At 68.9% G+C, this 19,896-nt stretch carries 23 protein-coding genes; 6 read left to right on the top strand and 17 right to left on the bottom strand.

The genetic code is table 11. The features are described 5' to 3' along the window. Positions 1 to 611 precede the first annotated feature (611 nt). The 9 genes from ACLBX8_RS17720 to ACLBX8_RS17680 form a co-directional block, all read right to left on the bottom strand. Positions 612 to 962 carry a DUF6883 domain-containing protein gene (locus ACLBX8_RS17720; protein WP_447699838.1) on the bottom strand — a complete coding sequence of 117 codons (351 nt, stop codon included), beginning with the start codon at positions 960 to 962 and terminating at the stop codon, positions 612 to 614. Further along, positions 959 to 1,279, bottom strand: coding sequence for a DUF4926 domain-containing protein (locus ACLBX8_RS17715; protein WP_447699839.1), 321 nt, complete (start codon positions 1,277 to 1,279; stop codon positions 959 to 961). The genes ACLBX8_RS17720 and ACLBX8_RS17715 overlap by 4 nt, the downstream gene beginning before the upstream one ends. 282 nt (positions 1,280 to 1,561) lie before the next feature. Beyond that, positions 1,562 to 1,915 carry an HNH endonuclease gene (locus ACLBX8_RS17710; protein WP_447699840.1) on the bottom strand — a complete coding sequence of 118 codons (354 nt, stop codon included), beginning with the start codon at positions 1,913 to 1,915 and terminating at the stop codon, positions 1,562 to 1,564. Between the two features lie 321 nt (positions 1,916 to 2,236). Beyond that, positions 2,237 to 3,211, bottom strand: a complete 975-nt coding sequence (locus ACLBX8_RS17705; RefSeq protein ID WP_447699841.1) for a helix-turn-helix domain-containing protein — start codon at positions 3,209 to 3,211, stop codon at positions 2,237 to 2,239. A 90-nt stretch (positions 3,212 to 3,301) separates the two neighbouring features. Beyond that, on the bottom strand, positions 3,302 to 3,694 hold the full coding sequence (locus tag ACLBX8_RS17700) for a hypothetical protein (RefSeq protein ID WP_447699842.1): 393 nt from the start codon (positions 3,692 to 3,694) through the stop codon (positions 3,302 to 3,304). Positions 3,695 to 4,072: 378 nt separating this feature from the next. Next, the gene (locus ACLBX8_RS17695; protein WP_447699843.1) at positions 4,073 to 4,564 is read right to left on the bottom strand and encodes a hypothetical protein; all 492 of its coding nucleotides are present in this window, start codon (positions 4,562 to 4,564) and stop codon (positions 4,073 to 4,075) included. A 532-nt stretch (positions 4,565 to 5,096) separates the two neighbouring features. After that, the gene (locus tag ACLBX8_RS17690) at positions 5,097 to 5,846 is read right to left on the bottom strand and encodes a DUF6074 family protein (RefSeq protein ID WP_447699844.1); all 750 of its coding nucleotides are present in this window, start codon (positions 5,844 to 5,846) and stop codon (positions 5,097 to 5,099) included. Then, positions 5,843 to 6,097: a DNA-binding protein gene (locus ACLBX8_RS17685; protein WP_447699845.1), complete on the bottom strand. Its 255-nt coding sequence runs from the start codon at positions 6,095 to 6,097 to the stop codon at positions 5,843 to 5,845. The genes ACLBX8_RS17690 and ACLBX8_RS17685 overlap by 4 nt, the downstream gene beginning before the upstream one ends. 15 nt (positions 6,098 to 6,112) lie before the next feature. Further along, positions 6,113 to 6,751 carry a hypothetical protein gene (locus ACLBX8_RS17680; RefSeq protein WP_447699846.1) on the bottom strand — a complete coding sequence of 213 codons (639 nt, stop codon included), beginning with the start codon at positions 6,749 to 6,751 and terminating at the stop codon, positions 6,113 to 6,115. Between the two features lie 340 nt (positions 6,752 to 7,091). Between ACLBX8_RS17680 and ACLBX8_RS17675 the strand changes: the two genes are divergently transcribed. Both ACLBX8_RS17675 and ACLBX8_RS17670 read left to right on the top strand, forming a co-directional pair. Continuing rightward, positions 7,092 to 7,481, top strand: coding sequence for a phage integrase central domain-containing protein (locus ACLBX8_RS17675; RefSeq protein WP_447699847.1), 390 nt, complete (start codon positions 7,092 to 7,094; stop codon positions 7,479 to 7,481). Next, on the top strand, positions 7,442 to 8,230 hold the full coding sequence (locus tag ACLBX8_RS17670; protein ID WP_447699848.1) for a tyrosine-type recombinase/integrase: 789 nt from the start codon (positions 7,442 to 7,444) through the stop codon (positions 8,228 to 8,230). Before ACLBX8_RS17675 ends, ACLBX8_RS17670 begins: the two co-directional genes overlap by 40 nt. A gap of 89 nt (positions 8,231 to 8,319) precedes the next feature. On the opposite strand, the gene ACLBX8_RS17665 is transcribed toward ACLBX8_RS17670, so the two are convergent. Next, positions 8,320 to 9,039: a helix-turn-helix transcriptional regulator gene (locus tag ACLBX8_RS17665; protein WP_447699902.1), complete on the bottom strand. Its 720-nt coding sequence runs from the start codon at positions 9,037 to 9,039 to the stop codon at positions 8,320 to 8,322. Positions 9,040 to 9,135: 96 nt separating this feature from the next. Between ACLBX8_RS17665 and ACLBX8_RS17660 the strand changes: the two genes are divergently transcribed. Further along, positions 9,136 to 9,744, top strand: a complete 609-nt coding sequence (locus tag ACLBX8_RS17660) for a glutathione S-transferase family protein (RefSeq protein ID WP_447699903.1) — start codon at positions 9,136 to 9,138, stop codon at positions 9,742 to 9,744. 717 nt (positions 9,745 to 10,461) lie between these two features. Here the strand turns inward: ACLBX8_RS17660 and ACLBX8_RS17655 are convergent. Next, entirely contained in the window at positions 10,462 to 10,623 is a 162-nt protein-coding gene (locus tag ACLBX8_RS17655) for a YqaE/Pmp3 family membrane protein (RefSeq protein ID WP_020096541.1), read from the bottom strand. Positions 10,624 to 10,707: 84 nt separating this feature from the next. Further along, positions 10,708 to 12,228 (bottom strand): glucosamine inositolphosphorylceramide transferase family protein, encoded by a 1,521-nt coding sequence (locus ACLBX8_RS17650; RefSeq protein ID WP_447699904.1) that lies wholly within the window; start codon positions 12,226 to 12,228, stop codon positions 10,708 to 10,710. A gap of 502 nt (positions 12,229 to 12,730) precedes the next feature. On the opposite strand from ACLBX8_RS17650, the gene ACLBX8_RS17645 reads away from it, so the two are divergent. Continuing rightward, positions 12,731 to 13,564, top strand: coding sequence for an outer membrane protein (locus ACLBX8_RS17645; RefSeq protein ID WP_234081576.1), 834 nt, complete (start codon positions 12,731 to 12,733; stop codon positions 13,562 to 13,564). 538 nt (positions 13,565 to 14,102) lie between these two features. On the opposite strand, the gene ACLBX8_RS17640 is transcribed toward ACLBX8_RS17645, so the two are convergent. Beyond that, positions 14,103 to 16,214, bottom strand: a complete 2,112-nt coding sequence (locus tag ACLBX8_RS17640; protein ID WP_100253594.1) for a putative bifunctional diguanylate cyclase/phosphodiesterase — start codon at positions 16,212 to 16,214, stop codon at positions 14,103 to 14,105. A gap of 246 nt (positions 16,215 to 16,460) precedes the next feature. Here ACLBX8_RS17640 and ACLBX8_RS17635 point away from each other — a divergent pair, with 246 nt between their 5' ends. Further along, complete coding sequence (locus tag ACLBX8_RS17635) at positions 16,461 to 16,817, top strand: VOC family protein (protein ID WP_447700960.1); 357 nt, start codon at positions 16,461 to 16,463, stop codon at positions 16,815 to 16,817. 39 nt (positions 16,818 to 16,856) lie between these two features. Here the strand turns inward: ACLBX8_RS17635 and ACLBX8_RS17630 are convergent, their stop codons facing one another. After that, complete coding sequence (locus ACLBX8_RS17630; RefSeq protein WP_234081578.1) at positions 16,857 to 17,153, bottom strand: hypothetical protein; 297 nt, start codon at positions 17,151 to 17,153, stop codon at positions 16,857 to 16,859. Between the two features lie 95 nt (positions 17,154 to 17,248). Between ACLBX8_RS17630 and ACLBX8_RS17625 the strand changes: the two genes are divergently transcribed. Beyond that, on the top strand, positions 17,249 to 17,695 hold the full coding sequence (locus tag ACLBX8_RS17625) for a hypothetical protein (protein ID WP_447700959.1): 447 nt from the start codon (positions 17,249 to 17,251) through the stop codon (positions 17,693 to 17,695). 26 nt (positions 17,696 to 17,721) lie between these two features. On the opposite strand, the gene ACLBX8_RS17620 is transcribed toward ACLBX8_RS17625, so the two are convergent. From ACLBX8_RS17620 to ACLBX8_RS17610, 3 genes are read right to left on the bottom strand one after another with little or no spacing between them, the layout of a single operon-like run. Then, complete coding sequence (locus ACLBX8_RS17620) at positions 17,722 to 18,414, bottom strand: response regulator transcription factor (RefSeq protein WP_056529806.1); 693 nt, start codon at positions 18,412 to 18,414, stop codon at positions 17,722 to 17,724. Next, positions 18,411 to 18,944 carry an MxaH protein gene (locus ACLBX8_RS17615; protein WP_447700958.1) on the bottom strand — a complete coding sequence of 178 codons (534 nt, stop codon included), beginning with the start codon at positions 18,942 to 18,944 and terminating at the stop codon, positions 18,411 to 18,413. Before ACLBX8_RS17615 ends, ACLBX8_RS17620 begins: the two co-directional genes overlap by 4 nt. Then, positions 18,941 to 19,891, bottom strand: a complete 951-nt coding sequence (locus tag ACLBX8_RS17610) for a YncE family protein (protein WP_447700957.1) — start codon at positions 19,889 to 19,891, stop codon at positions 18,941 to 18,943. Before ACLBX8_RS17610 ends, ACLBX8_RS17615 begins: the two co-directional genes overlap by 4 nt. Between the last annotated feature and the right edge of the window lie 5 nt (positions 19,892 to 19,896).

Below are 19,896 nucleotides of genomic sequence, written 5' to 3'. Positions count from 1 at the left end.
GATTAAGCCATCGTCGCGAGACGTGCAGGCGCAATAGCCGCCGATCGGGACAAGTCCTGAAAACCTGCTGACGCCAGCCTGCAATTGCGGGCCGAGCCTGTGCGACCGTACCTCATCCAAGCTGGTGCGCTCGGCGCCGGCCCTATCGCACGTGCAACCCGCTCTCGTTCGAGGCGGGTTTTTTTGTGCCCGAAGGACTCGAACAATGCCCGATTTCGATCACCTCACCGACGTCTTCCTGAATGGGTTCGCCAAGGGAACCGCTCAAGGCATCACTCGCTGGGCTTTGGACCTCCTGACCGAGCTGCGTGCTGGCCGGAAGGCAACGGCCCTCCCGAAGGCCCGCACGAGTGCTCTTGAGCGTCGTACGGCGGCGCCGACACAGGATTGGGCGGCTCGTCTATTGCGCGCTCGAGATCGCCAGAGGCCATCCGGCCGGCCGCCACAGCGTTGACCTCGAGCTAACCCGCCCAGGGCATTCTCATCCGCGAGCCGCGTTGCGTATCGGCTCCGGCTCATCGCTGGTGAGATCGGAGGCTCCCCCCGCACCGTGAGCAGATCAGGGCGGGGCCGAGCCTTTGATCCACCACCAGACTCCCGGTGTGGTCTTGTCACCGGGTCAGCGGAATGGCGGTGATGAAGCGCATGGTGCGCTCGCCATTCGCTTCGTTCGCTTCCCATACCGTTGCCAGCGGCATGTCGCGGCCGTCCGGTGCCCGCACGACGCCCTCGAACCTGATGCGGTTGGGACCGATGGGTTGCGGCTGCACAGTGCCTGGTAGGTTACCGAGCGCGTGTGCGGCCAGCGCATCAGCCAGAACATGAGGCTCGGCCAGCTTGAAGCCGAACCGCAGCAGGTATTTCGCTTTGGAGCCACCGCGCGCGTGTTGCGGGTTGAGTAGGTAGGCGGTGATCTTTGGGCCGTCGATTAGGAAGGTGACGGGAACGCTGGTCCCGCTCAACGAGCCGTCTCGGTGACGGCGCGGATCTGCTGCGGCAGAACCGTCACCAGCGCGCCTTCGGGTTCGGCGAATTCCACAGCGTAGCTCGTGCCATCGCCGTGCACGCTGACGATCGTACCTTCGGTGCCGGCTGGGATCGTGTCGCCATCATCACTCACCGCGGCAGCCAGCAGCACCACGTCATCGAGATCCCGAAATCTCGAGCGCGGGGCGTCCTGCTTGAACCGATAGGCGAATTCGAACGACATGCGCTCACATTTGCGCTTCGGTTGCATTCCTGCAAGTGCGCAAATGCGCGAGCCGTCGAAATCGCGCACTCGCAATCGGGAAGGCGCTCGGCGGAATTCCGGAAATTGGCGGCATGCCGCACGGGCAGCCTCGTCCAATGAGCAGCGCAATTCGTTTCTGGCGCGGGCCCGCATAAAACCCCCCGTCGCGCCCGAAATCCGGGAATTGGAAAAATGGCCAAATAGGCGGCCCGGAATTCGAATTAGGGTCGGAAATTCCAGGCTGCCGGAAAAAATAAATCTGCATGGCACCTAGTGTGATGGGGGCCCTAAGGGGGCTCTGGACTTTTGACCCGCCCCCTCCCCCTTTGCCTACAGCAGCCCCATGCGCTCGCCCCGGGCCCTCAGAGTCTTTGAGGTGTGACAGCTGCCGCACCTCAGGCGGATGTTCGTCTTATCGAGCGGCGCGCCGCCGTCCTTCAGCTCCACGACGTGGTCGCAATAGATCCGCGACGGCACGGTCCCACAGTCCTGGCAGCGGTAGCCCCGCTCTTCGACCACCTCTTTGCGCATCGTCTGCCACGCACTGGTGCCGTAGAATGCCATTGCGGGGTCAGCTTTCCGCCGCGCCGCATAGGTCCTGGGGTTTATTGGCTTCACAGTTCGATGATCCATCGCCTTCAATCGAGGCTGCATCATTCGGACTTTCGGCGGCTTCCGGGCCATGGTCTGTGTCCTCGTTACGCAACTGAGGCACCAACCTAACACTGAGAGCAATTGCTGTCGCGCCATGCTTGGGGAATCGACTCGAACGCATTTGCCGAGCGCCAATTCACTTCCAATTCGATCAGCAATTAATTGCGGGCTGACCTAATTCGGCGGGCCCAATTCGAGCCCGTGCATTTCGCTAATTCAGCCGCCGGCTGCCTACCGCATTTGATCGGAGGACCGCCGCACGGGCCCCATTTCCGGCGACCCCGTTTTTTTCTCTGCTCATTTCTCGGGATTTTACGACCAATGCGGTCCGGCGCCCCTGACGGGCATTCCTTAATCGCCACCCGCCATCCCTTCCGGCTGGGTAGCGCGCCGGACGGTGCCGACCGTGGTTGGCGAGATGCCGAGGCGCCGCGCTATCTCGCGATCGCCATGGCCCTCAGCTAGGAGCGCACGAATAGCCGCGTGCCGTTCGGCGCAGCTTGGACGGTGCGCGTGTCCAGAATGGACAGGGCCGGCAGCTTTCGGATCTGAATTACCAGAGGCGCCTGCATCCTGCTCACGAAGCCGCTGGCCCATGCGCTCGATATCGGCGCGCAGGGTTGCGAGGCGCACGCGATCCCCCTTCTGATCGGAGGCGGATCCCAGCTCGTTGCGCCATTCCAGCCAGGACATGCGGGTCTGGACGTCGTTGAGGCTATGGGACGGCAGGGTGTCCAGCATCCGTTCAATGAGGCGCCGACGCGCGTCGACGGGCGCCGAATGGTCACCGCAACCGGTCCCGCGTGCCTCGCGATCTCGACCCAGCTTCTCCCATGCCTGGAATTCGGACCACGCCTCGTGGACGTTGGCCGGCATTGGATAGGCGTTCGAGACGGCCTCGGCGATATGCCCCGGCGGATCTCCAAATCGGTCCCAACCCGACAGGCTGCCGAGAGGCCAACCGGTGGTTTTGCCTCGTGCCACGAAACGAGCGCATGCTGCGTCGAGGGCGCGCTCCCATTCGGTCGGCTCGAATATCGCCGCTTCGGATCCGTACTCCGCCAGCACCTCGCGCCAGCGCGCTTCACGCTCACTATCACGCCGCGCCTTGGCGTCACGGAATGGGGACGTATCGAAGAAGTCGGCGAACCCCTTCCCTTTGCCGGACGAGGTATTGTCCAATTTGGACAGGGCCTCAGCCACGGTCATTCCGGCGGAGCGCGCCAATGCCTCCATGCGGTTCGCCGCGGCGGCCTTCTCGCCTGGGTTGGTGGTCCGGTCGTGCAGCCGGCGCACTTTGGCGAATGTCTCCAGGCCGGCGGTCATGCAGCGCTCTCTGTCTGAAGGGCCGACCCGACGAAGGCGGTAAACAGGAACGGCCGCCCCGTGAAAGGCGGCCGCACTCAGATGCGCTGCTCAATCTAACGAGCGCACGTGATGCTCGACGGAAGCGATCGCCCCGAAATACCCGGACGCATAGTCGCCTTGGATGCTGCCCCGGGCGCCACCGAACATATGCGCGGCGAACAGATCCCGGCGGACCCGGCCGGACGGCGTACCTCGGATATGCGCGGCCTGCTGCAGCTCAATCAGAGCATCGCCTCGGCCCCGCTTCAGTACGTCGAGGATCCGAACCAGTTCTGCCCGATCGCTGGGATCATAACGGACCGCGGCAGTGCCCATCTCGTGGCCGAACCGGCGCTCCTCATCCGGTGGTCCATAAACGAAATGCAGGCTGCTCCGAACAATGCGCGTCGCCTCTGCGCGCCTCAGGCGACGCGGGGAGTTGGTGCCCATGGTGCGAGGCATCAGGCGGCTCCTATAGACTTCCGGCTGCGCGAGACGCGGCGCTCGACAATGAAAGCTGGGCGAGGCGCCAGCGGGGGAACCGGCAGCGGTGGCGCTGCCGGCGATGGCTCGCCCACTTCTCGGACGGGAGGCATTACCGAGGTGACCTGAGCGAACACGGTGAACTCGTCATCGTGCCGCTCGGCCAGAAGCCGTGCCTGAGCCTCGGCCTCCTCGAGACTGGCGTGCTCGAATGGCCGGCTCGCAATCCGGATCAGGATCCCGGACTCTTTGTGGCGCCGTGCGATCAGGAAGCCGCCGCGGATGCTTTGCCCCGGCTTTCCGATAGGTCCAGCGGTCTCGGGCGAAGTGCGCTTCGGATATGTCATGGCCGGCCCCTCAATGAACGCTGCAAATGAATGGGCGAATAGCCTGGAGCGCGTAGACGTAGGCGCTCGCATACTCGCCATCAGGGCCGTGTTCATCGCCAAAGAGGTGCGCGAGGTAGGCGCCGAACGATCTCCGCTTCGGAAAGCCCTTGCTGCCGAATTCGGTCTCGCGAATCCGGCGAGCCAACTCGACCGGGCCGCGATATGCCGCCGTCGACAATTCCAGCAATTCAGCTCGATCGTGGAAGCCCTCTTGCAGGGCCAGGTTAGCCTCATAGGCGGCAGCACGCCTCTCCTGCGCGTCAGAGCCATCCGAGAGCCAGGGCAAATCCTGTGCGTCGCGTATCGTCCTCACGGAGGCCGTGACCGGTCCGCCATTGGCAACAATCCGATTCGTGTTATTGGCAGGCATGGCTTTCATCTCATTTCGGGGGTGAGGCTGATCAGGCCGAGGGGCGCGGGCAAGCGCTTCCTCGGCCGCTTTGTTTTCGATGAGGCTCAATCGACGAATGCGTGCATGCGAGCGCGCTCGATGCCGGCCTCCTTCAGGCGAGCCAGAATCGCTTCGGCGCGGGCCCGATGCACCGAGCCAGAATCGCTTCGGCGCGGGCCCGATGCACATTGATGGATTGGACCGCCGGAACGCCCCGAGGGTCCGAATGCATTAGGGTTGCGAACCCCGGCTCGAAACCGTCTACGTACGTTCGAGCGACGTCATAAGCGTGCTTGGCGAGAGGATGGCTTTTCGGCACATCCACGAACGCGCAGCCGCAGGTGCCGATATCCTTGCAGCCCTGACGCTTTCACGCGGCCCGGTAAGCCTCCTCGCCGGCTTGCAATGCGTCGGTCAGAACCTGAGCCCAATTCGGCATAGCTTCGCTCCTTCCTCGATAGCGCGAGGTCGCACAGCCGCAGGTGCGGCCGATCTCTGGGGATGGTGTAGGATGCTGCTGGCGTAGAGCGCGTGGCGCCCTCGGCACTGGTATATTAGATGTGTCCGCCCTGAGGGACCGTGAGAATGCCGAAACTGGGCTTCACGGTCCGCGGAGAGGGACAATTCTAGGAATTCTTTGGTCCATCAGTCCGCCCTGAGGGACCGACTGTCCGCCCTGAGGGACTGAGCGTCCGCCCTGAGGGACCGTGAAATCTTTTCCAGGCGCCCAACTCATGAAGCGCCGAGTCGGTAATTCGGCCGCCACGTCGCATGGGTGTTCAGTCAACCGCCACTCGGTTGCTCTTCCATCCTTCCGACTATCGAAGCCCCCAAGGATCACCACCTCGATGAAGCCGTGGACCTGCAATTCCAGGAACGCCTTTGACGCGCTGGTCTTGCTCACCTTCAGGTTCTCGGCCGCTTGCCGTACCGACAAGATAATGCGGCCGTTGTTCATGCCCCGGTATTTCTTCTTCAAGAGCACGTAGAGAGCGCGCGCGTCTGTGCTCAGGTCGAGCCAAGCAGCCGAGTCGGTCAGCCAATCGTACAAGCGGACGTGAGGCGGCTCCTTTTTGCCGTTGCCCTTGTGACCATTCTTGCTCACGCGGCACCCCCCTGGCTGATCAGGAGGCGCCATAGGTGCGCGGACGGCGCCTTCGTAGGAACCGACTTCAGACCGGATTAGCGGCTCGGCCACGCCCTTCTTACGAAGACCATCCTCGAGGCGCCGGAGCTGCTCTCGGAGGTGGCCCTCGGCGTGATTGCTGGGGACCGTCGTCATGTATGACGCCGTCTTCCTGATTTGCGGCAGGCGCCTAGCGAACCGGAAAGGGAGTACGACAGCGCTCACGCCGCGCTCCCCTGCTGCTCCTGCTTTGTGATCCAGGTCAGGATGGTGCTACGGCGGGCGCACAGTGTGCCGCCAAGTCTGAAGGTCGGCAGCCCCAGCTTGTCGCTGGCATGGTAGACCCGTCGCTTGTTCGTGTCAGTCGCATCGCCGAACATGAACTTGGAAATTGCCTCCGCGCCAGTCATGAGGTCGTCGGAAAGCGGCAAGCCGGCATCGTTCGCGCCGGCCGGGCGCGGTGTCAGTTCTTCCATGTTTTTCTCCTTGAGCTATGCTAGCGCGGATCCGAGAGATCGGAGTGTTCTATGGGTTATCATTACGGTCTCTCGGCGATCGAAAGAATTCGGGTGGCATTCCTTAGAAAACCACATCCTTGACCATATGCGCCCGTCTTCGATGCTTCGAACTAAAAAGTCGATCCGTGGCGACGGCCTGGAAAAGTGGATCTCGAGATATACTGACCGACCGATTTCTGATGCGATCTGATTTCTGTCGATGCCTCCTTGTGGAAAATCAAAGTTGTCGGCCAGGAAAGAAGCAAATTCATCCTGTCTTGCAATCGCAGAAATCTGGATCAATTCTGCGATGAACTCTCCGGCCGTGACCTCATCGAGCATGATACGTTCTAGGAGGGCGCGACCTTTTGTTGACAGACCGCGAGCGTTTTTGAAGGAAGCGGAATAGAATTCGCCGACAGCATTGCCTGCTTGTTTCGATATATTCGTGGCGCAGGTACCAATTAGAAGGCTTGCGGCGTCTTTAGGACTCATTTTTGCGGCAGACAGTCCTCGACCTCCTTTGCGGATATGGCCGGCATCACGTACATTTAGCCCTATCCCGCGGACGGTCATTTCATCCAAGCCTTGCACTTCGGCGATGACCCGAACCAGGTCATTGAAGAACGCCATATCGACCGCCCATGTCCATAAAAATTACATGACCGCGTAGACCGGTCAAGAGCCATGTCGTAGAATTCTACATGACGGCGACGTGCTTGGCGATTCCTTGGATTGCTCGGAAAATTTCGTCAGTGAAATGAACGACATGGCAACGATCAGGAAGCGAACGCTCCCAAGCGGAAAAACCGTATGGTTGGCGAGCTACACCGATAGCGGGGGCGCTCGCCGCTTCCGCCAATTTCCGACGAAGAAGGAGACTGATGGGTTTCTCGTACGTGTTCGGAGCGAGGTGATAGCCGGCACCCATGTACCAGACCGTGCCGCGAGCACGGTGGACCACGCCTAAAGATTGCTGATCGCCGCGCTGGAAGCGGATCAAGCGGCAGGCGCCACGCTGCACAATTACCGCGTCTACTACGGGGGGCATGTAAAGCCCTACCTGGGTGCTCGGCTACTCCCGAAACTCCACCCGGCGGACGTCGGTGACTGGCTCGAGCGGCTCAAGGCGGAGGGGCGGACTGATGACACGTGCCGGCGCGCGCGCATCGTGCTCGGCGCCATCTTTGACGAGGCGATCCGCCGGCGTCTCGCGCACGCTAATCCGTCCGCTCGCTTCGAAGCCGGCGGAAAACACGGCGCGCAGAGATCCGCGAGGTCGAGGAGACGATCCGTATCCCCGAACGCGAGGTCGTCAGGACGATGCTCGCCGCAGCCGCTGATACCGAGGCTCTGTTTCTGATCGCTCGTGAGCGAAGCGGAGGGGGATCTCGCCTCGTCGAGGTGCAACGGGTCTCGGCCGAGCATCCGATCCGGCAAGCGCGTGCCTTCCGCGCGCGGCACCCGGAGCTGACTGTCGAGACCTTCCGCCCCACACCCTGGCTGCGGCCGCTCCTGGCCACGATGGCTCTCGCCGGCCTGCGCATCGGCGAGGCTCGCGGCCTGTCCTGGGTGAGCGTCGAGCCCGAGCACCTGCAGGTGCGAGAAGGCGTCGACCGCTATAACGTCAGAGACACCGTGAAGACGGCGGCGGCTCTGCGCAGCGTGCCGATCGGCCCACAACTCGCAACGATCCTGGCGAATTGGCGAGCCGGGATGGCAGGTGAGAGCGGTCTGGTGTTCCCGTCGGAGACCGGGACACCGATCGGCTACCCGAACATCGTAAACCGGCAGCTCGGGCCCCTACAGATCGCCCTCGGAATCGTGGCGGCCGATGGCTCGCCACGCTGGACAGCACACAGCTTCCGGCATTTCGCCGTTTCTCTCTGGATCGATGAGGGAGCGAAGATCGGGCAGGTCTCGGAATGGGCCGGACACGAGTCTCCCGAGTTCACCCAGCGCGTCTATGGGCACCTGTTCAAGGCTGGTCGGACGGACCGCCGAGCCGTCACTGCAGGCGAGCTTTCCGTGCTCGGCGCGATCGAGCCGGCAACACCAACGCAACACGGCAACGATAACGCGCTGAAAAACGGCGCATCTGCAACAGCTTAATCGACCGCAGCCGCCTTCTAAGCGGCAGGTCGTAGGTTCGAGCCCTACCGGGGTCGCCAGGTCTTTCCGCGTGGCCCTGTCATCCGCCCCTACGGCGCGGCCGGCGCGGCGGGGTTCGCCGCCTCCTGCCGGTCCGGCAGGCTCCGCTTCCAGCGCGCCCGCAGGACGGCGGGCCGGAGGCCGTGCCGCTCCTCCAGGAACTCGGCGTCCGTGATCCGGTCCGTGCGGAAGTGCCGGAACGCCCCGCGCAGCTCGCACCAGCCGGCCACCATCCGGGCCTGATCGAAGAACCCGACGATCACCGGCCAGATCACGCGCCGGCTCGGATCGCCGCGGACGTCGCGGTACTGGATGCGGATCTTGCGGCCCTCGCGGATCCAGGTCCGCGCGCGGGCGACGTCGATCCCGTCCGCGGCCTGCGCGAACGCCGTCGGCGTGCCGATCGACGGATCGGCGATGAGCGGGCGCAGGCGCTCGGGGACCACGGCGGTGATCTTGGCGATGAGATCGCGCGCCGCCTTGGCGAGGACCGGCTCACCCCGTCCCGCGACCCACTGCGCGCCGAGGACGGCCGCCTCGATCTCGTCGGGCGTCAGCATCAGCGGCGGCATGTCGAACGCCTCGCCGAGCACGTAGCCGAGCCCGGCCTCGCCCTGAATCGGCACGCGCTGGCCGACGAGGTCGGCGACGTCGCGGTAGACCGTGCGGACCGAGACCTCCAGCTCCCGGGCGATCGCGGCGGCCGTCACCGGGCGCGGCGAGCGGCGCAGGATCTGGATGATCTGAAACAGCCTGTCCGCGCGCCGCATCCACCGACTCCTGCTGACAGAATGCTGTCAGCAGGGCGTCCCTACAAGTCCTCCCGCCACGGCCATCCCGCGCGCCGTGCCGACAGGAACCGCGCCATGATCACCCTGTACCACGCCCCGCAATCGCGCTCCTCGCGCATCGTCTGGCTCTTGGAGGAGATGGGGGTGCCCTACACCATCGCGCCGGTCTCGATCTTCCGGCCGATGACGGGCGAGGGCGTGCCGGACGCCGCCAACCCGCATCCCGACAAGCGCGTCCCGGCCGTCCTGCACGCGGGCGGTCTGGTCACCGAGTCCCAGGCCATCGTGCTCTACCTGGCGGAGACGTTCCCCGAAGCCGGCTTGGCGCCGGCGGTGGGCGCCCCCGAGCGCGGCGCGTACCTGACGTGGCTGGCCTGGTACGTCGCCGAGTTCGAGCCCGCGCTGTTCGCCGGCCTGACGGGTGAGCTCGCGGGATCGCCGCAGAAGCGCCGGAACCACGCGGCGGTGGTCGACCGCCTGGAAGCCGCCCTGGCGCGCGGCCCCTACGTGATGGGCGCGCGGTTCTCCGGCGCCGACATCCTGATCGGCAGCGCCCTGGGCTTTGGCCGCGCGGCCTTCCCGGCGAGCGCGGCCCTCGATGCCTATCTGGACCGCTGCCGGGCGCGCCCGGCCGCCCTGCGCGCCGCGGCGAAGGACGGCGCGTCGGGGCCGCAATCCGCCTAGGGCCGACGGGGCGCCGCTCGCGATTTCCGGGTGGCCGGGAGCGGCCCGCGCGCGGCGGTTCCGAGCGGCTCCGGCGACCGCGGGTGTTCCGGGACACGCCGGGCCCGAAAGCTTGAGCGTACATCGGGATCACACCGCGAACACAGTCGCGAACCCGATGGAGACGACGATGACCTGGACCAACCGCATCGCCCTGGTGGCGACCCTGATCGCCGGCGCGGTCGCGCTCGTGACCTACGCGCAGGCCCTCAGCCTGCCGGCCCATTTCGCGTGAGCGAGACGGCCCCGGCGGCACGTCCGCTGACCGTCGCCGCCTGAGCGCGCGCCGAACGGTTCCGCGGTGCAGCGTGACTCTTCGCACCGCACGCGCCCGGCCGATCCGGCATCATCATTGCAGACGAACCGACCGGGTCCGGCTGAGGACCCGCCGCTTGATGAAAGGAGTGCACGACATGGTCCTGAAGGGCTTCTCCTACGCGATGATCGGCGCTTTCCTGGGCGGCCTCGCGATGACGGTGACCGGCTCGGCCGGGGTGCTGATGGGCTTCTGAGCCGCGGCGGCCCTCGGGGCCGCCCGGGGACGGATTACCCGACGGACGGCGTGAGCGGCGGGGCGAGAGCCCCGCCGTTCCCGTATGCGGGGATCGGACCGCGCGACGAAGCCGCCGATCCCGGCCGCTCCGCCCCGGTCAGGCCGCCCCGGTCAGGCCGCCCCGGTCAGGCCGTTTCCTTGCGGGTGACGACGAGCGCCCAGATCGTCGCCGGGATCCATCCGATGATCGTCAGGTGGAGGATGATGCAGAGGATGCCCTGAAACACCTTTCCGCGCAGGAACATGGCGAGCCACGGCGCGAGAAAGCAGATGAGGATCATGATCATGGGGGCAACGGGTCTCCGCGTTCGTGAGCGAACACGGATCGCGGCGGCTGGTTCCGGACGGCCGAGCTTCCGCCGCGGCCCGGCCTAGGCGCCGGACCGCGCGCTCAGATAAGCCCTGAGACGCGAGGCCCGACCGGAGCCGTCGATGCACTCGATCCCGCCGCCCGTGTTGAGCGTGTGGAGGCAGCTGCCGGGCCAGGCCGGGCCGGGCTCGATCCGGTCGAGGATGGTCTGGGCGAACCCCTCCGGGTCGAGCCGGTCGATGCGCGCCAGCGACAGGGCGCGTCCGTAACCGTGGGCGCAATCCTGGACCGGCCGGATCAGGACCCCGTCGCGCGCGACGATCCGGCCCGCGGGCCGGGCGAAGGACGGGTCGACCAGCACGGGATTGGCCGGATGCGGCGCGTACGGCCCCCGGAAGTCGGGCGCGGACCAGAGATACAGCGCGTCGTGGTGGCAGCCCGATCCGGGCGGGGCGCCGACGGGCGCGTCCCGGACGGTGGCGAACATCCACCAGCGGCCGCCGTGCTCGAGGAGCGTCGCGTCGCTCGCGACCACGCCGGAGAGGAGCGTCGCCTCTTTCACCCAGCCGCCCGGATAGCGGGTCGCCCGGTAGAGATCGACCGTGCCGGCCGCGGAACTCTCCGGCACCATCCAGACGGAGCCCGCGCGCGCGAACACGAACGGGTAGGAGAGGTGGTGCGGCTCCTCCAGCACCGGGACGGGCGGCCCCTCGGGCCCGTCCGGCCCGAAGCGGACCGCCGAGATGATCGCCTTGCCGGTCGCGTGCGGAAACTCCTCCACGAAGACGTGGGTCGTCCCGTCGACCGCGAGGGGGAACGGGTCGGCGTAGAAGCGCCGCCCGTCGTCGGGCAGCACCTGCCAGCCCTCCGCGGGATGGCAGCCCAGCGCGACGAGGTCCGGCCCGCGGAGGGTCCGCCACCCGGTGCGCCAGTGTGGGGCGTGGTAGCACAGCCTGTACAGGCGGCCGACGAGGCTCCGGGCGACGAGCCGCGCCGGCCGGGACGCCAGGATCCGCCCCGGACGGGCGGGCGCGGCCGCGGCCGCGCCGGGCGTCGCCGCGAAGGCGCGGCCGTCCGACCGGGCCCGCAGGGCGGCGGCGACGAGCGTCGCCGTGCGCGACAGGGCATCCTCGAACGAGACGGCGATGGAACCCCGGTAGTCCGAGCCGAGGCGACCCGCGGCGACGACGGTGCCGCCTTCGAGGAGGTCGAGCTGCGGGACCCGGCCGGCGAGCAGGCTCGCGAGCAGGCCGGTCTCGCCGAGGCCGCCGTCGTAGGCCACGCGCCAGACCGGGCAGGCGGCGGCCGCGTCGCCGCACAGGTCGAGCACGAGGTCCGGGGTCCCGGGACGGGTCCAGGCCGCGAGATCCGCGGGCGGCACGGGCCCCGACCCGTTCGGCGCCAGCCGGAAGATCAGGGCCTCCAGGCGGAACAGCAGGTCGGCCTGTGCCGGCCACTCCTCCGGACCGGGCGCGGCGTCGACGCTCACCGCCGCGATGCCCGGCAGGCCGGACAGCCGGTCCAGCAGCGCGACGTGCCAGCGCCGCGGGTTCGCGCCGTCGAGGCGAACTCTCACATGCATGGCGCCCGGTTCCCATCGCGCGGTCGTCGCGACGACGACTGTCGAGTCCATCTATTTTCCCGTTGGTAACAGGAGTCATAACTTCGGATCGAGGCCCGGGACGCGCGGGTGATCGGACCCTCGATCGGGATCCGCGGGATGAAAACCTGTCTCGCGGCAGCGGGGGCGTTCCGGCACCTTGCCGGGTCGCCCAGGCCGGTGTCGGGATCCCGCGGGAGCGACCGGGATCGCCGCCGCGCCGTCCGGCGGCCCACCGGCACCGGGTGTGGCGCACCCGTCACACCCGGTGCCGACCCGACATGTCGATGCAACCAAAACGCCGCCGCGTTGTTGTCGCGCTCACCCGCGTAATGCGCGCTGTATTTCGGCGCTTCGTCGCGTCTTGAAGGATGCTTTACTCTGGCATTTCGGGCCTTCGACAGGCGGTGTGACCTCAAAACTACAGCTATTTCCCCCGGTGATCGGTAGCCACACCGCCAGATCACACATTCGGGGAACCGACATGACCAAGCTCCTGGCCTCGCTGGCCGCCTTCACGGCCCTCACCGCCGCCGCCTCGGCCGCCGACCTGCCGCGCCGCGCCGCCCCGCCGCCGGTGTTCACCCCCGTCCCGGTCTTCACCTGGACCGGCGCCTACTTCGGTATCAACGCCGGCTACGCCTTCGACGCCAGCGACCGCAACACCGGCAACACCTTCGCCGTCCCCTTCCCCTACGCCGCCCCCGGCACCGTCGCCTCCTTCCGCAACCGCAGCCAGGACGGCTTCTCCGGCGGTGGTCAGATCGGCTACAACTGGCAGATCACCCCCGGCTCCGGCCTCGTGATCGGTGTCGAGGCCGACGCCCAGTACCTCGACTTCGGCCGTAACCGGAACAGCGCCTTCATCTCCGGCGCGCTGGCCCCCGGCTACTACGTCACCGACCCGCGCGGCCTCTCCAGCCTCGACTTCTTCGGCACCGTCCGCGGCCGCCTCGGCTACGCCTTCGACCGCACCCTCGTGTACGGCACCGGCGGCTTCGCCTACGGCTCCGGCAGCGCCGACCGCTCCTTCGGCGGCTATGCCGGCAACGACAGCTTCCGCACCGGCTGGGCCGTCGGCGGCGGCATCGAGTATGCCCTGCCCACCGACTCGTTCCTGAACTTCTTCCGCTCCTCGGCCGTGACGCTCAAGGTCGAAGGCCTGTACGTCAACCTCGACCGCAACACCCGCAACCAGGGCGCGTTCGTCATCAACGCCGCCAACAACTTCCCGGTCGTCTACAGCGGCATCGGCCGCCGCTCCGACGAGTTCGCCGTCGTCCGCGCCGGCCTGAACTACAAGTTCGGCTCCTACTGAGACCGACAAGCGACGGTCGGGTGCGACGCTCGCATCCCGACCGTCGCACCCGACCCGACACGCGAAGGGGCCGCTTCCCAGAGGAGGCGGCCCCTTCGCCGTTCAGGCGGGCCGAACGCGGCCCGCCGTCCTCGCGAGCGCGGCGGCGCGGAAGCTCGACGGCCGGCCGACGATGCGGCCGGCCCGGGATCGAGCCTCAGCCGATCGCCCAGAAGAGCGGCAGGGCGCCCGCCAGGAACAGCGCGGAGGAGATGAGCACGGCGACGCGCTCGCGATGGCGGAGGATGAGGGCGTGGGGCTGGGCGAACATGGGATGGCGGAGCTGAGGGAGCCGGATCGGAGGTGCGCGGTCACGCTGGCATCCGAACCTTGACGGATCGGGGGCAGGTCGCGTCATCCACAGGCGGTCGTCGGCGGGTGTCGCGGCCGTGCCACAGAGGCCGGCGGCAGGGCCGCCGCTCGGCGCTCCGCACCGGTACCGCGACGGGCGTCCGGGCGTTCGGGCCGTCGCCGGATCGCCGGGGCGTCGCGGCGCGCCTCAGGCGACAGCCGAGTCGGGGCGGCCGGGCGGCACGAACGTTTCGGACGCGTCGATCTGCGCGGCGAACCGCTCGATCGGCTGCGGACTGCTGATCAGGTAGCCCTGGACCTCGTCGCAGGCCTCCGCGGCCAGGAAGCGCATCTGCGCCTCCGTCTCGACGCCCTCCGCCACGACGCTCATCCCGAGGCTGCGGCCGAGCCCCAGAACCGCCCGCACGATCACCGCCGCCTGCGGACTGACCTCGACATGGCCCACGAAGGACCGGTCGATCTTGATCTTGTCGAAGGGGAAGGCCTGCAGCGTCGCGAGGGACGAGTAGCCGGTGCCGAAATCGTCCATCGCGATGGACACGCCGAAGGCCTTCAGCCGGCGCAGGATGCCGAGCGCCCGCGCCATGTCGTTGATGATCAGGGTCTCGGTGATCTCGAGTTCGAGCCGCGTCGGCGCGAGGCCCGTCTCGGTCAGGATGGCCAGCACGCGCTCGGGCAGATCCGCCTGCTGGAACTGGCGCGGCGACAGGTTCACCGCCACCTTCAGCGGGTGCGCCCAGCGGGCCGCCTCGCGGCAGGCGGCCCGGAGCACCCACTCGCCGAGCGGCAGGATCAGCCCGCTCTCCTCCGCCAGGGGGATGAAGGCGTTCGGCGGCACGAGGCCGCGGGTCGGATGCTCCCAGCGCACGAGCGCCTCGAACCCGAGAAGCCGGCCGGTGGCGGTGCTCACCTGCGGTTGATAGTGCAGGATGAGCTCGTCGCCCTCGATCGCCTGGCGCAGGTCGCGCTCCAGATCGCGCCGGGCCGCCTCGGCCGCGTCCATCGCGGGCTCGAACACCCGGTGGGTGTTCCGCCCCTCGGTCTTCGCCCGGTACAGGGCGAGGTCGGCCCGGCGGACCAGCGTCTCGCTGTCGAAGCCGTGGCCGGGTGCCCGGGCGATGCCGACGCTCAGGCCCACCTTCAGCCGCCGCTTGCCGAAGGGGATCGGCGCCTGGACGGCCGCGATCAGGCGCGCCGCCAGGGCCTCCGCGCGGGCAGGGTCGTCCGCATCGGCCACCAGCACGGCGAACTCGTCGCCGCTGAAGCGCGCCACCATGTCGTCGGCCCGCAGCACCGCGCGGATGCGATGGGCTACCGCCCGGAGCAGGAAGTCCCCGGCCGCGTGGCCGAGGCTGTCGTTGACGGCCTTGAAGCGGTCGAGGTCGAGGCACAGCACCGCGCAGGTGCCGCCGTTCAGATGCAGGTCGGCGAGCCGGATCTCGAGCCGCTCGTAGAACAGGGCGCGGTTGGGCAGGTCGGTGAGGCCGTCGTGGCGCGCCATGTGGGCGACCTGCCCCTCGGCGGCCTTGCGGGCGCTGATGTCGATCTGGGTGCCGATGAAGCGCACCGCGCGGCCGTCGGCGGCGCGCGCCACCACCTTGCCGCGCGTCATCATCCAGGCCCAGGAGCCGTCCTTGCGGCGCATGCGATGCTCGGACATGTAGGTCGGCGCCCGCCCGCTCAGGTGCTCGATCAGCGCCCGCTCGGCCGCGCCCGCATCCTCCGGGTGGAGCAGGGCCCGCCACGTCCGCGCGTGGCTCGCCAGTTCGCCGGGCTCGTAGCCCAGGACCCCCCACCAGCGGTCGGAGGACCACGCCTCCCCGGTCGTGAGGTCGCAGTCCCAGAGCCCGTCGCTGCCCGCATCCTGCGCCAGGGCGAGGCGGGTCTCGCTGACCTGCAGCGTCTCCTCGGCCCGCTTGCGCGCGGTGATGTCCGTGAAGGTCCGCACCGCACCGCCGTCGGGCAGCGGCACGGTGCGGATCTCCAGCACGGTGCCGTCGGGGCGCTCGCGCTCGTAGGTGTGGGCGCGGCACTCCAGGCCGCCCGCGGCCACCCAGCGCTGCAGGGTCTCGCTCGCCTTCCCGAACTCGCCCCGCGCGATCTGGTATTGCCGCACCGCCTCGAAGGTCGGGCGGGACCGCATCAGGTCCGGCGGCAGGTCGAGCAGCGCGAGGGCGCGGGCATTACAGACCTGAACGACGCCGGCGGCGTCGATCATCATCAGCCCCTGATCCATCGTGTCGAGAACGGTGTCGAGGAGCTTCGCCTTCTCCCGCAGCGCGACCGTCCCACTGTTCATACCCGGGGATCCCAATCGTCCGCCTGGGCGAACATTCTGCTGGACGGTGCGAGGTCCCACCGGCGCGGACGGTACCATCGGGGAGCTTTCCGGATTCTTTCCGGAGGCCCGCTTTCAATCGCTGCGTGCACTTCCGGGCGGCGGACCGCGACGAGGCCGGGGCGCGGATTCCCGAGGCGCCGTGCCGGGCCTTGCCGGGCCGCCCGCGGAGCCCTCTGATAGGCGACGCGCAACGGGGAGCGGGCCATGGCCGTGAGGCGGATCGTCACCAACATCCGGACCACGCAGGTCGAGGCGGCGCGGTTCTTCTACGCGGAGGTGCTCGGCCTGGAGGTGGTCATGGATCACGGCTGGATCCTGACCTTCGCGGCCCCCGGGATGTCGGCGACGCCGCAGATCAGCGTGGCCAGCGCGGGCGGCTCGGGCACGCCGGTTCCCGACATCTCGGTCGAGGTCGACGACCTGGCGGAGGTCCTCGCCCGCGTGAGGCGGGCGGGCCTGCCCGTGCTGTACGGCCCGGCCCGTGAGCCCTGGGGCGTGGAGCGGTTCTACGTCCGCGACCCGTTCGACCGGCTGGTCAACATCGTCGCCCATCTGGCGTGAGGCCGCGCGCGAGGCCCTCCGTGAGGCCGGGCCGGCCGCTCACTCGGCCTCGTCCCGGACCAGGGAGATGCAGGTCCGCACCATCTCCTCGAGCCGCAGGTCCTTGGTGTCCCCGATATTGGCGGTCTCCTCCAGACAGCGCATGAAGTACGCCGCGTCCAGCTTGGGCGACAGCGTGTGGAAGGCCCGGCCCATCCGGGTCGAGAAATCGATCTTGTCGGTCGCGCTCGCCCGCGGCCACAGCGAGGCCTTGTCGTCCACGGTCAGGCGGGCGGCCTTCGCCGGCAGAGTCGCGCAGGCCAGAGTCACTAAGACGATTATAAGCTTGGTCTGCATTGTAAATCTCCGATCCAGCGGCATAGAACTGCGCGACTCTTCGCAGCGGTGACGGTCGACGGACGCGCTGCTCCTGCGACAGGATGGGAGAAGCGATGCGCGCGATCCGTCTTTCCGGCCCGATCTCGGCCGGCCTCCTGGGTCTTCTGACGGCCCAGGCCCACGCTCAGGCGCAGCCCCCCGCGCAGCCCATCCCGCAGCCCCCGATCCAGCCCCAGGGACAGCCCCAGGGACAGCCTTCGATGCAGGCGCAGGACCCGGCGGCTGCCGATCCGCGGCGCAATCAGGCGGCGAAGCTCGCGGGGCTCGCCGGCTTCGTGAACCTCGAATGCCCCGGCCTGCGCAGCGATCCGGCGCGCCTCAAGCAGACCGTCGAGGCCCTGGGCGTCGACGCGGCGAGCCTGGAGACCGGCGACCTGCACCTGACCGCGACCCGCTACATCGCGGCCTACCAGAAGGACGTCGCGGCCAATTGCCGGAAGGCCGAGGCGACGTTCGGGCCGCAGGGATCGATCGTTCCCGGCCTGATCGTGCCGCGGTAGCCCCGGCCCGCTGACGGCGGTCGTCCTCACACCGGGCGCCCGTCCCGCGACAGGGCGATGTGCAGGAGGTCGGCGAGGCTGCCGGCGCCGAGCTTCTGCTTCATGCCCGAGACGACGGCCGACACGCTCCGGTGGCTCATCGACAGGCTGTCGGCGATCGCCTCGTTGGACTTGCCCGCCCCCAGCAGCGACAGCACCTGAACCTCCCGCGCGGTCAGGCGCGCGAGGGGCGATTCCAGGAGCCCGGCATTCAGCATCGCGATCTTGGTCGCGACCTCGTGCGGCAGGTAGCTGTGCCCGGCCGACACGGTCGCCAGCGCCTCGTGGAAGCGCGTCACCGCCGTGTCCTTCAGGACGAAGCCGTGCGCCCCGCCCTCGATGGCGCGGGCGACGATCACCGGGTCGTCGTGCATGCTGAAGGCGAGGATCCGGGTCGCCGGCTCGAGGGCCCGCACCCGGCGGATCAGCGACAGGCCCGACAGCCCCTGGTCGCGGAAGCCCAGGTCGGTCACCACCAGCCCAGGCCGGTGGCGGTGGAAGGTGCGGTAGCCCGACACCACGTCCGCGGCCTCGTGGACCGCCCGGACGCCGGCATCCTCGGCGAGATGGCGGAAGCCGCGCCGCACGACCGGGTGGTCGTCGACGATCAGCACCGCGTCGAGAACCCGCGGGCCGTCCCGCCCCGCCGGACGGTCGGCCGAGGCCCGGGCGGCGCTCACGGCGTCCCCTCGCCGACCGGGTGCGGGCCGGCGAGGCGCGCCAGCGCGGCCGCGTGGTCGGCCCCCTGCATCCGGGCGTTGTAGTAGTGCTGGCACATCTCGCCGTAGAGGCTCTTGCGGCGGCCGCGCTCCGCCGCGATGCCGCCGAGACCGTCGAGGATCGCGCCGTAGCCCTCGCCGATGCCGGCCTCGGCCAGCATCTGGCCGAGCTGGACGGTGCGGTTGGCGATCATGCGCGGGTCCTCGATGAAGCCGTCGCGGGCTCCGGCCAGTGCCGTCGCCATCGCGCGCACGCGGGGATCGTCGGCCGGCAGGGCCTTGCCGGCCTCGCGGCCCGCGAGCCAGCGGGCCGGGTCGGTCCCGTCGGTCGGCGCGAGCCAGGCCGGCAGGGTGCCCTCGGCGGTGGTGGCCACCACCGCGCCGGCCTCGTCGGCGCGTGCGTCGGCGCGCTCGTCCGCCCCGCGGTCGCAGGCGCCGAGGGCCAGCAGGACCAGCCCGGACGCGATCCCGATGGGGCCGGCCCGTCTCATCGCGCGGGCTCCCCCGCCAGGACCGTGCGCGGGCCCTCCGCCACCTTGATGCGCGCCGTCTCGCGCCACGTGGCGAGGTCGATCACCGAGACGTCGTCCGAGAACCAGTTCGCCACGTAGGCAAGCGGACCGGCCACCGCGATGCCCTCGGGATAGGGGCCCACCGCCACGGTGGCGACGATCTCGAGCCGGGCCGCGTCGATCACCGTCACGGCGGCGGCGTGCTGGTTGGTGACCAGGATGCGGCTGCCGTCCCCGGTGACCGCCACGCCGTAGGGCATCCGGCCGGCCGGAACCGTGGCGCGGGCCCGCAGCGTCGCCGTGTCGATCACCGTGAGGTCGCCGCTGCGCACGTTGGCGACGTAGAGGCTGGCCTCGTCCGGTGCGAGCGCGAGGGCGAAGGGCGCCTCGCCGGTCGGGACCACGGCCACGCGGGCCATCGTCCCGGTGTCGATCACGCTGACCTGACGGCTCTCGCGGTCGGCGACGTAGAGCCGCCCGCGCCGGTCGAGGACGAGGTGGGCCGGGTCGCGGCCCACCGCGGCGGCGCCCTCGACGGCACCGGTCGCCGCGGAGATCCGCAGGACGCGGTCGCCCGACCAGTCGCCGACGTACAGGTGCGCCCCGTCCGGGCTCGCCGCGAGGCCGAAGGCCTGGCCGGGGACGGGCAGGCGGCGGGGCGGCGCGCCGGGCGCGACGACGGTGACGGCGCGCCCGTCCGGGTGGGTCAGATAGAGGCGGCCGGCCCGGTCGGTCGCCGCCGCCACCGGCGCCGGTCCGAGCGGGATCCGCCCGGCCACTTTCCCGGCCTCGATCCGCGCCAGCTCGGCCCCCTGCTGGCTGACGACCCAGACCGGGTCGCCGGCCGCGGACGCGTCACTGGTCCCGGCGCCGGTCCCGGCCGCGACCGCGACCGCGAGCGTCGCGATCAGCCACAGGTGGCGCATGCGGG

It is taken from the genome of Methylobacterium sp. D48H, assembly GCF_053345715.1.
The sequence above is the reverse complement of the archived record's forward strand: the minus strand, read 5'-3'. Positions and strand labels throughout refer to the sequence as shown.

What these genes read in the sequence shown, in the direction of transcription:
- ACLBX8_RS17710 (WP_447699840.1), bottom strand. Translation starts at nt 1,915, where the DNA reads ATGGCCCGGAAGCCGCCGAAAGTCCGAATGATGCAGCCTCGATTGAAG.
- ACLBX8_RS17705 (WP_447699841.1), bottom strand. Translation starts at nt 3,211, where the DNA reads ATGACCGCCGGCCTGGAGACATTCGCCAAAGTGCGCCGGCTGCACGAC.
- ACLBX8_RS17700 (WP_447699842.1), bottom strand. Translation starts at nt 3,694, where the DNA reads ATGCCTCGCACCATGGGCACCAACTCCCCGCGTCGCCTGAGGCGCGCA.
- ACLBX8_RS17685 (WP_447699845.1), bottom strand. Translation starts at nt 6,097, where the DNA reads ATGGAAGAACTGACACCGCGCCCGGCCGGCGCGAACGATGCCGGCTTG.
- ACLBX8_RS17680 (WP_447699846.1), bottom strand. Translation starts at nt 6,751, where the DNA reads ATGGCGTTCTTCAATGACCTGGTTCGGGTCATCGCCGAAGTGCAAGGC.
- ACLBX8_RS17670 (WP_447699848.1), top strand. Translation starts at nt 7,442, where the DNA reads ATGCTCGCCGCAGCCGCTGATACCGAGGCTCTGTTTCTGATCGCTCGT.
- ACLBX8_RS17665 (WP_447699902.1), bottom strand. Translation starts at nt 9,039, where the DNA reads ATGCGGCGCGCGGACAGGCTGTTTCAGATCATCCAGATCCTGCGCCGC.
- ACLBX8_RS17660 (WP_447699903.1), top strand. Translation starts at nt 9,136, where the DNA reads ATGATCACCCTGTACCACGCCCCGCAATCGCGCTCCTCGCGCATCGTC.
- ACLBX8_RS17655 (WP_020096541.1), bottom strand. Translation starts at nt 10,623, where the DNA reads ATGATCATGATCCTCATCTGCTTTCTCGCGCCGTGGCTCGCCATGTTC.
- ACLBX8_RS17650 (WP_447699904.1), bottom strand. Translation starts at nt 12,228, where the DNA reads ATGCATGTGAGAGTTCGCCTCGACGGCGCGAACCCGCGGCGCTGGCAC.
- ACLBX8_RS17645 (WP_234081576.1), top strand. Translation starts at nt 12,731, where the DNA reads ATGACCAAGCTCCTGGCCTCGCTGGCCGCCTTCACGGCCCTCACCGCC.
- ACLBX8_RS17640 (WP_100253594.1), bottom strand. Translation starts at nt 16,214, where the DNA reads ATGAACAGTGGGACGGTCGCGCTGCGGGAGAAGGCGAAGCTCCTCGAC.
- ACLBX8_RS17635 (WP_447700960.1), top strand. Translation starts at nt 16,461, where the DNA reads ATGGCCGTGAGGCGGATCGTCACCAACATCCGGACCACGCAGGTCGAG.
- ACLBX8_RS17630 (WP_234081578.1), bottom strand. Translation starts at nt 17,153, where the DNA reads ATGCAGACCAAGCTTATAATCGTCTTAGTGACTCTGGCCTGCGCGACT.
- ACLBX8_RS17625 (WP_447700959.1), top strand. Translation starts at nt 17,249, where the DNA reads ATGCGCGCGATCCGTCTTTCCGGCCCGATCTCGGCCGGCCTCCTGGGT.
- ACLBX8_RS17615 (WP_447700958.1), bottom strand. Translation starts at nt 18,944, where the DNA reads ATGAGACGGGCCGGCCCCATCGGGATCGCGTCCGGGCTGGTCCTGCTG.
- ACLBX8_RS17610 (WP_447700957.1), bottom strand. Translation starts at nt 19,891, where the DNA reads ATGCGCCACCTGTGGCTGATCGCGACGCTCGCGGTCGCGGTCGCGGCC.